The sequence below is a fragment of the Nitrospira sp. genome, assembly GCA_016715825.1.
In the GTDB taxonomy this organism is placed as follows: domain Bacteria; phylum Nitrospirota; class Nitrospiria; order Nitrospirales; family Nitrospiraceae; genus Nitrospira_D.
In genome coordinates this window covers 754,304-766,326 of sequence record JADJXO010000001.1, presented here as the reverse complement: position 1 = coordinate 766,326, position 12,023 = coordinate 754,304, and the positions used below count along the sequence as shown (strand labels likewise).

The window sequence follows — 12,023 nt, the reverse complement described above, 5'->3', positions numbered from 1 at the left end:
CATCGGACCTCACCATTCTTTGCCTATCATCAGTCGGTGTCATCCGAATGATTTTGCTGCGTATTTCTTGTACAGCACTGGAACCAATGCGAGAAGTCCAAGCAGCACAAAGGCCCCCATCACATTGGGCGAGGCAATCTCTTTCAAGGAATCAATGGTGCCCAGTTGTCGTCCTGCATAGGCATAGACAAAGGAACCAGGAATGATGCCGATGGCTGTGGCTGTGACATAGGTTCCGGTATTGACACGCGTCAGTCCTGACACCAGGTTCACCACAAAGAATGGAAAAAGTGGGATGAGCCGGAGGGTTAACAAGTAGCTGAAGGCATTCTTCGCGAATCCCTCCTGGAACGGCACCAGCCATTTTTCAAACTTGTGTTCAACCGTATCCCGCAATAAATAGCGGGCAGCCAGAAATGCCAAGGTCGCGCCGGTTGTGGCCCCGATATTGATGAACAACGTTGCCAAACCCGCCCCGAACAAGAACCCACCGGCCAGTGTGAGAATGACCGCCCCAGGAAGAGACAAACCGGCCACAAGCACATAGGCCATGATGAAAATCACCACTGCTGGTCCGAAATTCTCCTCGGTGAATGCCAACAGAAGGTCCCGATTGTCTTTCAGCGAGGTCAGGGAAAGAAACCGTCCAAGATCAAAATAGAAAAAGGCTCCGATACCAAATGCGATCAGCAAGGCAATCACGATCTTGCCTGCGTTCGGCTTCTTTGATTCAGCTTGCTGTGAAACCTCGGTGGTCATGACGGCATCCTGACGTATCATGGTGGCTCCCCTTCGTTCTGTCAACGAGATAACCGGCTTAATGGTAAGTCGGAGCGGACGTAGGAATCTTACAGGATCCCAATGCCCACATAGGCCTTACAAGGCCTATAAGGAGACCTCATCGTATCTTTCCCCAGGATTACAGACTGCGGTTCGCTCAAGGGTGTGAACACATCCCTTTCTCACGATATATGCTATAGAGAGGTTGTCAGGTACACTCCTCTTCCCGTAGTCTATGCCAGGAGGCCGTCATGGACGAATACAATCGACTCACGAAGACGAAGGAACAGTGGGCACGAGCTCGACGAGGTGGAGAAGAACGTGAGGTATTTTATGAGGGTGATGAACGCTTGCCGCCGGGGCAGCATCTGGTGGAAAACTTTCCCGTACTCGATCTTGGCTTCAAGCCGGATATTGCGTTAGGCGATTGGCAACTGACCGTCGGAGGCTTCGTCACGACTCCGGTTACCTGGACATGGGAACAGTTCCTGGCACAGCCCCACTTCAAAGATCGGTCGGATTTCCATTGTGTCACGTCGTGGAGCCGTTACGATAACGACTGGGAAGGTGTCAGCTTCAAGCACCTCATTGCAGTTGTGAAACCGCTCTCACTTGCACGATTTATCTTATTCAAGTCCTACGACGACTACACCACGAACCTCCCGCTTGAGGCTTGTGACGATGACGATGTGTTGCTCGCCCGCAGTTGGAACGGCACGCCGCTCTCGCGGGACCATGGCGGACCTGTCCGTGTCATCGTCCCGAAACGGTATGCCTGGAAGGGGGCAAAGTGGGTGAAGGAAATTACGTTTTCGGATAAAGACGAAAAGGGGTTCTGGGAGGTTCGTGGGTACTCCAATACCGCATTTCCTTGGAAGAATGATCGCTACGGATAGCGGTTATTTCTTGATCCACCCACCCGGGCCTTCAATGAAATGGCCTGGCTTGGTGCTCTGGATAGCTTTTTCTCCTGCCAAAGTCTCAACTGTCGTCACCGGCGTTCGATTACGCTTGGCGATGTCTTCATAGGCTTGCCGCCGCTTCTGATTGACATCCGCAATCAGTGTCTGAGCCTCCGCGTTTGAATTGTTCACTATCCCAAGATACCCGGTTGGCCGCTCCCCGACCAAACCCTTGGCTTTGGCTTCGTCCAGCGACAATGCAGCAACGACCGATGCTGTTGTCAGCACAATGACCGCGATACAGATTGCGAGGCCCCATATTCCGTTCCGCATCGTTCCCTCCAGCACCTAAAACAATCCACTGTCCTTTGAAATGACGTCATCGAGTTCTTTGTCTACTTTCAGCCGAATCTCATGATCAATCTTGACATTGAGATTAATGGTAATCGGTTTGTCCGACGGCGCCACTTCGACACGAGGAGTACACGCTCCTAGGCTGATGAGGAGAGCTCCAGACATCAGCAGTTCAACACTGATCAGCCACACTCTCCTCCGCATAGTCAGCCTCATCATAGTCATAAACGCCCATACTTTCTCTCAATAGACCCTTGGATATCTTCCACCAAACGTAGACTCTTCAGCAACGTCGGAATGTGTTCCTGTACCGTCACATTAAAATGAATGGGAGGTGTGTTCTTCAAATCCGGGTTCTTCCCTTCGATACGAGCACTCAAATCCAACGTCCCCGTCTCTTCGTACCTCACTCCGACTCGTAACAGCGAATAATGGAAATTGTTCAGTGCCTGCTCGACAAACTGGAGGTGGCGGTCTGATTCCGACGTATCCTGAGCAGTTGCGGACTCGGAGACATACCGTAACACACCCCCTGGAGGCTGTGCCTCAACCTGTCCATCGTTCACGCTCACTCCGGTAGATGTGAATGTCATCGGAACTGTCCCGTTGAGTATTCCCGTTCCCTGCAGCCCTCGCTGCTGTTCCACACTGAGAATTCTTGCAAGATCCAGATTATGTAGGGAAAAGGTCGTTGAAAACGGCGGCTTGCTTAATTCTACCATAAGACCGGGAGCCGTGACCTTCCCTCCAAGGACATCACACTGAAAATCTTTTATCTCAATGATGGGCAATTCATCGAGAAACCTCCAATGAATCTGGTAGAACGCTCCCAAATTGGAGATATCAACACCACTGCGTATCGATGTGACCAAAAGGGACGCCGGTTGAACCATGGCAACGGACTGAGGTCCATCCATCTGCACATGCATCGTCGTGCTCAGACCCTTCATCACATAGTCGGAGTAATATCCTGAGAGGTTCTGGCTCACGAATTCCGCAGCGGCTGCAGTAATTGTCATTTCGTTCGATGACCCACCCAGGCCACCAGACCAGGAGGCGTCCACGGTCCCACGAAATGTCCCGTCAATGACATCGGTAGATGGGGGAAGCCCCGTCAAAATCTTGCTGAGTCGACCGTCGGCACTGTTGAAGGTGAACGGACCAACTATTCCATGCAGCGTCCCTTGTTTTCCCCGATAGGGCTGTTCGATCCTTGCCGTCATGATTTTGGTGCGTACCGGCAGATCGACACGAAGATCCGCCTTCACGCCAACATGATCGGCCGCGAACCCAAGACTCCACATACTTGGAGCAAGCGCCAACGAAGGAGAATCCAGGCGCACGCCATCGACTGAGAGGGTCCCGTGAGTCTCCCATTCGTTCCCTTTTGTTTGCACTTTGTCCAACCGTAACTGCCCTTGCGTAGTATGAACGGTGCGGTCTCCGATTCGTAACGTCGGGACCTGAACCGTTGCAGTCATTGGCCCGCCGCTACAGTGGAGCGCCTTCACAGTGCACTCAAACACCATCGGCTCAGAAAGCTCCAGCATAAGATCTGGAATGTGTGTTACCCCCTTTCCCACCTGCTTTACAGTGACCGAAGATGATGCCAACAGAGCTCCCTCGACCTGTGTCCTGCCCAACTTGATGGTACCTCGAACACCGCCTACCGCTTCTTTTGCTGAGAGGATCTCCGTGATGGTTTTCGGAAGCTTCCCCTCGAGATCATAGGCTCCTTCAACCAGGACGAGCTCATGACCGATCCCTTCAGCACGCGTGGTGTGGAATTGCGCAACCACCGGACCTGTCGCCTGTCCGTAACTGATATCCAACGGCCCCCGAACGCTCATTCGAACCGGGGTTTCCTTCCAGTGTAAGGTGCCGTGTACGGGCTTCTTATTTTCCATCCGCACGGGCTGATCACCATGAGGAAGAACCAACCGAATCATTTCAGGGATGATACGCGGCTGTGCATTGACGGTCGCGGTGAGCAGAACACCAGGATTCATCACCCATTCGAGCTGGGAGACATTCCCCGCAAATGTCCCTTCGTACGCCAACCCGATATCTTTCGCGATCCCTTTGAGACCCGGCAACGTGGCATTGACCTGAATATTCCCTGCCAGATGTGACTGGGCATTCTGGTCCAGAGAATCAAGAGTGGTACCAGCGTCGGCCTTTCCGGTCCAATCAATCGCGATATGACCCGTGACTTTTTCCAATTCTGGGCCGATGGGAACCAACAACGCGATAAATGGAGCAAGTTCCTGCACATTGACCTGTAGACGACCATTGACTTGAATCTGTGAACCGCTCGGCTGGGCTTGGGATTGCCATGCCACAATCGGAGACGCATGCGGTCGTTGAGAAGAAAGGATCGCAGACCACGTGCTGGCGGAATTCCCCACGACCACGAGTCCATAGGAGGCGGTATCAAGACCCCGAAACGAGAGATGGCCACCTAACTCTCGGTCACTGTATGTCAGGCTTCCGGCGACCGTCACCCTGCGAAGCGGACCCGTCGCCTGTTCCCGAAAGAAGCTGAGATGATCGAGCTGCAACTCCTCGAATGGGAGCATCGGTAAGCTTTTCAACAGATCACCGGCGGTGATGAGGCTCAAAGGTGATGAGTCGTCATCAGCCTCTTCGGGAGACTTTCCATCTTCCTCGAGTCGACCCGTCGTAGGAGTGTTCAAGATCTGGATCGTCACCTCTCGAAGCACAATCCGACGTGGTTGACCCTGCAATAACTGTGATAGGTCATATTGAATCTCCGTATTCATAACCGAGACGATCAATCGCTCCTCACCCCAATCCTGCTGGAATGAGAGAACCGGAACGCGGATTTGTTTCCACCCGGGATAGCCCAGTTGGAGGATCACATGGCTGTACCCGAAATCCCGAAGCTTGTTTGCCAGAAGGTACGACACTCCCAACGGCAGCAGCAGGTAGCAACCAAGAATGACGACGAGTCCAAAGAGTGCGGTAACCTGGTATCGTTGAGTTAGCATAAACGGCTCTCTTCTAGAGAGCGACCGTATGGAATACGACAACGGTTCTCAGGTAAACAAACAAGCTGTGTCAAGAGATCCGAACGACTCTACGTGAGGATAGGGCCCAATGGAACCATCCGTCGCGATGTTGGATTGGTCATCAGGCACGCATCGAATTCTGTTCTCCGTGATCATGCAGAAAAACGATCTTCTTATGCAAGGCAAATTATTCTTCCCCGTACATGCAGATCCTACACAAACAGGTACCGCCTCGTCCCAACATCATCGAGGATCAATCCCCCCTAAGGCAATGGTGTCGTTTCAAGAAACCTGACTAGGGATATGTCCGAGATCTACCTGGCGACATATTCTCCGTCGGCTCCTCGCACTTCTTGCAGTTCAGATACGTCCCAAGATGCTCGTTTCGTCCGATCACGTCGATTACCCAAGGACGATTGAAAAATGGAGGTTGATGACGCACGTGTTGTCCATGGCCACAGGCTAACTCAGCAACCCAATCTCCATATTCATCCTGATGATATCCAGTGATCGCTTGTTGCATGATCTTAGCGTTTTACAAATGGTAGTTCCGGACGCTCGAAGGATGGAAAATACCTCCAGCGCTTTTCGTCATCATGGTCGAAGCTACCAAGGAAGATCACCTCTCGATCGAGATGCCGAAACTCTGAAAGACTCGTTCGACAGGTCTGAGAATCAATGACTCGTGCGTCGTACTGTCCTACGACGTACACCATGCCTTTGGCAGCCTGATAGACATTTCGCCTCCCCGCATAACCAGTGTCGGGAAATAATTCGGTGGATGAGACACAGCCTGCCGTTCCCTGGACCTTCATGGTGAGATTGAACCGCTGGAGGAACGGATCGGTCGCCATTCTGACGATGGTTAATCGAAGCCGCGCAGAATCTAGTTCAGCAGAGGCGGGCTCGGGAGTATTGCTATTGCACCCTACACTGAGCAACAGTGCACTCCCGAGAACAAGAGACCGTGGGAGAATGCTCACTTGGGCGTAGAAACCTTTGGGGTTGCGCCGATTGCGTTGAGCCCCTGCTGTGCGCAAGCATCATCGAGATGAGCACCTGGTGCTCCGCCGACTCCGATGCCGCCGACGACATCTCCGCCGATCTCGACGGGAAGGCCTCCACCTAAAATCAGGATCTCGCTATTCATATCGCGAAGCGCCTCAAGCGTCGGGACTTTTGTGATCAGATCGGCAAGTTCGCTGGTCGGACGACGGATACTTACGGCCGTGTAGGCTTTTTTTCGGCTGCTATCGACCGTATGTGGCCCTGCTCCATCGGCTCGTCCCATCGCACGTAGTACGCCGTTGCGATCCACTACCGACACACTGACTCGATATCCATCTTTCTTACAGGCTTCGACCGCCGCCTCCATCGCCTTGTTGGCGAGGCTCAGCGGCAAGGTGGCTTCCTTGGGTAGATCTTCTGCCGAGCCAACCAGAGGCATCGTCGTACTCAAGACACCGATTATCAGCTTTCCAGTCGCAAGAAACCGCTGAATTTTGGTGTATCCATACCGCTGGCTCATGACAGTTTCCCCCTTTTCGACCTTAATACATCCTCACAGTACGGCTGCATAGGAAACGCTGTCAAGATCGCCAGATGTGAGTGGACTCGGTGAGCCGCCAGGCACGTTGAGATCTTAGGTCTGTCTCGACTCAGTATCGAATCTTGGAATCGACGCCCCAAGATCCTCAACCATCGCACGTAGGGGTTCGGCGATAGACCAGGCTTGGGCGGGACAGCCTCGAGGATGGTGAGGAGCGTCTCCGTCAAAAATTTCAGAGATCTGTCCGATGCAAGCTTCGTGTAGATGCTCCTCCAATCCTTTGAGAAACGACCGGGCCACCTTTTGGTTTTCAGGAGTTGATCCGAACGTCTTCATCCAGGAGCTTATGAAAGGACCGAAAAGAAACGGCCAGACAGTTCCTTGATGGTACGCACGATCTCGTTCCATCGGGCTACCTTCGTATCGTGGGCAATATGTAGCATCATGCGGAGACAAGGTTCGTAACCCTACGGGCGTGAGGAGATGCTCCGTCACAATCTGGAGAACTCGTATCGCCTGATCCCTCGTCACAAGGTCATTACAGAGGGAGATCGCATACAACTGATTCGGACGTATCGAGGTGTCACTCCCGGCCGGGCCATCGATCGTATCGTACAAATACTGGCCGTTCTCATACCAGAATCTTGTACGGAAGGATTCGAGAGCTCGTGCCCTATCTTGGCGGCATCTCTTGGCGTAAGTAGGTTCCTGGAACTGTGTCGCCAGTCGTAGTCCGATGTCCAACGCCCTCAGCCACAACGCTTGCACCTCGACCGGCTTTCCATGGCGTGGCGTGACCACCCAGTCGACGACTTTCGCATCCATCCAAGTAAGCTGAGTGCCTGATGTTCCACCTGTAATCAGTCCATCGATGTCCATATGGATGTCGTATCGCGTACCCCCCCGATATCCATCGAGAATCTGTTTGATCGTTGGCCAGGCTACAGCTTGGACGCGTGGTAGGTCGTTACTATAGGCGAGGTATCGATCGACGGCATGAATGAACCACAGCGAGGCATCGATGGTGTTGTATTCCGGGTCGCTCCCGCTGTCAGGAAAGCGGTTGGGGATCATCCCCTCTGATACACGACTCGAAAATGATTCAATGATACGCCAGGCGGTTTCAAACCGCCCGGTGACAAGGCACAGCCCGGGGAGTGATATGAAGGTATCTCGCCCCCAATCGGTAAACCAGGGATAGCCGGCGATCACCGTCTGCCTCGTCTCTCGCTGGGCCAAAAAGATTTCGGACGCGTGCCGACATGTCTCCACCAATGGATCAGTGGCTGGTGCAGTTTGTTGCAGCTGTATACGCCGCGCGCGTTCACTGCAGATGAGTGCCGTGACGTCGGGGCTATCCATCGTATCGCTAGTGAGAGCTAGCGTGTGTTCTTCCCCGACTGACAACTGAAAAAAGAACTCCCCTGGTGACCACCAATCTTCCTCATACTCAAGCCCTCGCTCCTGTTCCAGGGGAAACTGGACATGCCGATACCAGTCAGGGGAATGGCGATAGATCCCCTTGTGGAAGCTGTACACAGGCGGAAGACTGGCATACGGTTGCCAAACAACCTGTCCAGCTGAGGGGATGAGGAAGGAGGCGGAGAGTTGTCCATTTTCGTGATGGAGCGCGTGATAGTCACGACCCGTTAACATCGGCCGCACCCTGAGGGTGGCAGTCTGATGCGGTGATTCCATGAGAGTCCATTGTAGGATGACGAAGTCTCGGCCATAGATAGGGATAATTTCACGCCGACAGATTGTGCGCTGATACCGAAACAACCAGGTCGGCCAGGGTGTAGATGAAAAGGAACGGCAGTGACGATATCCCTCTGGATGAACGGCTCCCGGGTACACGTTCGTGGAGAGGGCGTATGCCTCACCACCGATCTGGAGCCATTCCTCGACGTGATTGACCAGCACATACCGATTGCTCTCGGTCTGTGGCGCCGTCAACAACAGGGCGTGATACCGACGCGTGTTGGCGCCCGCTACAGTCCCTGAGGACAGTCCCCCAAGTCCGTTTGTCTCCAACCATTCGAGACTAAGCCCACGGTGCAGATTCTGACAATCTTGAGGTCCTATCCTCATCAGCTCACTGCTTTTGTGGGTGACCAGAATCAGCCGTCCATGTTCATGGAGCGAGGCCTTCCTCAGACTCTCGCGTTGACTCGAACACGCATTCGCATGCGTGAGACGGCATGAAATCTGGATGGTATCTTATTCACCGGATTGTTGGATGAGCTTGGCCACAAGCCCGGTCCATCCTGTCTGATGGCTGGCCCCGAGCCCGGCCCCGTTGTCTCCATGAAAGTATTCGTAGAATGGAATCGCATCCCGCCAGAACGGATCATTCTGAAACGTCTCGGCACCGCCAAAGACAGGACGTCGACCGGTTGCGTCACGTAGGAAGAGATGCGTCAGTCGGCGCGAGAGCTCAGCGGCCACCTCGTTCAATGACACATATTGCCCGCTGCGAACCGGGTACTCGACCTTGTAAGCATCTCCAAGAAAGTAGTGGAACTTCTGGAGCGATTCGATCAACAGATAATTGACCGGAAACCAGATCGGACCACGCCAATTCGAGTTTCCACCGAACAACCCTGTCCGCGATTCGGCTGGTTCATAGTCCACTCGGTACTCATGCCCCATGAGTGACAGCACATACGGATGGTCTCTGTGATAGCGAGACAGGGCGCGGATGCCATAGGGAGACAGAAACTCCTCCTCATCCAACATGTAGCGGAGCACTGACTTGAGTCGCGTCGGATTGACCAGAGACAAAAACCTTCGCACTTCGCCGTCACGCGACTGCGTCTCGACGTGAGCACTAAAATCTGGCCGCTTTTCGATGAACCACTGCATCCGATGCTTGAACCGCGGCAGACTATCGATCAACTCTGAATCTAGCGTTTCAACGGCAAATAGGGGGATGAGTCCAACAAGAGAACGAACTTTGAGGGGGAAGGTTCGCCCATCCGGCAAGTGGAGGACGTCATAGAAAAACCCGTCTTCCCTATTCCACAATTCGATCTTCTCTCCTCCGATGTTGTTCATCGCTCTGCAGATATAGACGAAGTGCTCGAAGAACTTGCTGGCGACATCTTCGTATGCCCGATTGTCGCGCGCCAACTCCAGCGCAATCGACAGCATATTCAGACAATACATTCCCATCCAGCTCGTCGCATCGGACTGTTCGATATGACCACCGGTCGGCAAGGGTGCGCTTCGATCGAACACACCGATGTTGTCGAGCCCTAAGAATCCACCCTGGAAGATGTTCTTACCTTCGGCGTCCTTTCGATTGACCCACCAGGTAAAGTTTAAGAGCAGCTTGTGAAATACGCGCTCCAAAAAGACCCGATCGCCGACTCCCTTCCGTTTCTTTTCGATCTTATACACGCGCCAGGCCGCCCAGGCATGAACAGGAGGATTCACGTCGCCAAACGCCCATTCATAGGCCGGGATCTGACCGTTCGGGTGCATGTACCACTCCCTCAGCATCAGAATCAGCTGTTCTTTGGCAAAGGTGGAGTCCACAAGGGCTAAGGGGATGCAGTGGAAGGCGAGATCCCACGCGGCATACCAAGGGTACTCCCATTTGTCAGGCATCGAGATGACGTCGGCATTGTATAGGTGTGTCCAGTCTGAATTTCGTCCGTGCAAACGTCCGGACGGAGGATCCGGCATACCGGGATCTCCAATCAGCCAGCGCTTGAGATCATAGTGATAGAACTGTTTACTCCACAGCAACCCAGCAAATGCCTGCCGCTGGACCATCTTCGCGTCTTCGGAGAGATCGGCTGGCGCCAGTCTCTCATAAAACTCATTGGCCTCCTGAATCCGTGTGGTGAACAGACGATCGCATGCCACGACAGAGAGATCCCTTGACCTTGTTTCATTGGTGAGGCAGAGATGGACCACATCGGATTTCCCCGGCGGCAGCTTGAATACGTAATGGGCGGCTGCTTTAGAGCCGAACTTCCCAGGGTTAACCGCATCAGTTCGTCCGTTGATGACATAATCATGAAAACTGTCTTTCACATATCTTGCACCTTCCTGATCACCATAAAGCCTTCGACTGTTGGTCTCATTTTCGGTAAACAGTATTGTGGGAGCCCGCTCACACCACAGCCGGCGTTCACCGTAGTACTCATGATCCAATTCGACCACACTCCAGTCATTGATCGGTGTGCCTTGACGCATTCTGGGTCGCCGTGCATCCAGTCCCCACGACCAGGTGTTCCGGAACCACAATGTGGGAAGCACTGTGAGTACTGCGGGCTCTGGACCACGGTTGGTCACGTGTATCCGGATCTGCATCTCTTCCGGTGTCGCTTTTGCATACTCCACAACCACGTCAAAATACCGATGTTCTTCAAAGACGCCGGTATCAATCAGCTCGTACTCAAGATCTCCTCGTTGACGACGTCGACTCTCCTCGACGAGTTTTGCATAAGGAAACTCTCTCTGAGGATACTTGTATAGATACTTCATATATGAATGGGTAGGCGTTGACTCTAGATAGAAATAGTACTCCTTAACATCCTCACCGTGATTCCCCTCATTACCTGTCAGCCCGAATACTCGTTCCTTCAGAATCGGATCCTGCCCGTTCCACAGTGCAAGGGCGAAGCACAGATATTGATGACGATCAGAGATGCCGGCGAGTCCATCCTCGTTCCAACGGTAGGCGCGTGACCGAGCATGGTCATGGGGGAAGGACTCCCATGCTGTTCCATGGGGACTGTAGTCTTCGCGGACCGTTCCCCACGCGCGCTCGCTGAGGTATGGCCCCCACCGTTTCCAATGTTGTTGGCGAACTGCATCCTCGTCGAGCCGTTGTCGCTCGGCCTCTCCAGAGCCTTTCGAATGCCCAGCTGTCTGACGGGTTTTTCCCATATGACCCCAATAAACGGGATGCGTCGATATTGAACCTGCGCACCATGAACCTGCCCGCCGCCGGAATCAAGCTCAGGTGAGTCGAACGAGAACCCTGCCTGTTCCTTCATCGGTCTATAGAGGCTTCGGACTGAGGTCTAATGTTTAGGAAGACATCGGAGAACCTGAATGACTTGTCGCGAACAGTCTGGTAAGGGAAGGGTTGAAAGACTTGATTTTCGTGTGTCACTCGAAGCAGAAAAGGAGGGATAGACGCCTCGAACGCTCAGCTCCAGACGACACGTTCCTGATTCAACAGGTATTCGATCACTTCGATGCTATTGCGCATCTGGATCTGGGCCTGTTCAGACATGGGCAATACCGCTCCGACCAGTTTCCCGGACTCCATATCCATGAGGGAAGGAATTCCCTCACCCGACAATTTTTCAAGATTGCTGCGGAAGCTAGCCACAGGGAACCTCCTGGTTGATTCCTTGTCGGTGCGAATGCCCTGAGACTTGAGGG

At 53.3% G+C, this 12,023-nt stretch carries 11 protein-coding genes; 1 reads left to right on the top strand and 10 read right to left on the bottom strand.

The window, feature by feature from the left end; genetic code table 11:
• Positions 1–39: 39 nt before the first annotated feature.
• Positions 40–759 (bottom strand): TVP38/TMEM64 family protein, encoded by a 720-nt coding sequence (locus IPM58_03795; protein ID MBK9306212.1) that lies wholly within the window; start codon positions 757–759, stop codon positions 40–42.
• Positions 760–1,031: 272 nt separating this feature from the next.
• On the opposite strand from IPM58_03795, the gene IPM58_03790 reads away from it, so the two are divergent.
• Positions 1,032–1,676: a sulfite oxidase-like oxidoreductase gene (locus IPM58_03790; protein ID MBK9306211.1), complete on the top strand. Its 645-nt coding sequence runs from the start codon at positions 1,032–1,034 to the stop codon at positions 1,674–1,676.
• Between the two features lie 3 nt (positions 1,677–1,679).
• On the opposite strand, the gene IPM58_03785 is transcribed toward IPM58_03790, so the two are convergent.
• The 9 genes from IPM58_03785 to IPM58_03745 all read right to left on the bottom strand — a co-directional run bounded on the left by IPM58_03785 (position 1,680) and on the right by IPM58_03745 (position 11,970).
• Positions 1,680–2,015 (bottom strand): YdbL family protein, encoded by a 336-nt coding sequence (locus IPM58_03785; GenBank protein ID MBK9306210.1) that lies wholly within the window; start codon positions 2,013–2,015, stop codon positions 1,680–1,682.
• Between the two features lie 15 nt (positions 2,016–2,030).
• Positions 2,031–2,240, bottom strand: a complete 210-nt coding sequence (locus tag IPM58_03780) for a YnbE family lipoprotein (protein MBK9306209.1) — start codon at positions 2,238–2,240, stop codon at positions 2,031–2,033.
• Positions 2,241–2,257: 17 nt separating this feature from the next.
• Positions 2,258–5,047 carry a YdbH domain-containing protein gene (locus IPM58_03775; protein MBK9306208.1) on the bottom strand — a complete coding sequence of 930 codons (2,790 nt, stop codon included), beginning with the start codon at positions 5,045–5,047 and terminating at the stop codon, positions 2,258–2,260.
• A 316-nt stretch (positions 5,048–5,363) separates the two neighbouring features.
• Positions 5,364–5,591, bottom strand: a complete 228-nt coding sequence (locus IPM58_03770; GenBank protein MBK9306207.1) for a DUF3565 domain-containing protein — start codon at positions 5,589–5,591, stop codon at positions 5,364–5,366.
• A 4-nt stretch (positions 5,592–5,595) separates the two neighbouring features.
• A complete protein-coding gene (locus IPM58_03765; GenBank protein ID MBK9306206.1) occupies positions 5,596–5,922 on the bottom strand; it encodes a hypothetical protein in 327 nt (108 codons plus the stop codon).
• A gap of 125 nt (positions 5,923–6,047) precedes the next feature.
• Complete coding sequence (locus IPM58_03760; GenBank protein MBK9306205.1) at positions 6,048–6,596, bottom strand: heme-binding protein; 549 nt, start codon at positions 6,594–6,596, stop codon at positions 6,048–6,050.
• Positions 6,597–6,710: 114 nt separating this feature from the next.
• Positions 6,711–8,708: a glycogen debranching enzyme family protein gene (locus IPM58_03755; GenBank protein ID MBK9306204.1), complete on the bottom strand. Its 1,998-nt coding sequence runs from the start codon at positions 8,706–8,708 to the stop codon at positions 6,711–6,713.
• Positions 8,709–8,837: 129 nt separating this feature from the next.
• Positions 8,838–11,519, bottom strand: coding sequence for a glucosidase (locus IPM58_03750; GenBank protein MBK9306203.1), 2,682 nt, complete (start codon positions 11,517–11,519; stop codon positions 8,838–8,840).
• A 265-nt stretch (positions 11,520–11,784) separates the two neighbouring features.
• A complete protein-coding gene (locus IPM58_03745) occupies positions 11,785–11,970 on the bottom strand; it encodes a hypothetical protein (protein ID MBK9306202.1) in 186 nt (61 codons plus the stop codon).
• Positions 11,971–12,023: the final 53 nt, after the last annotated feature.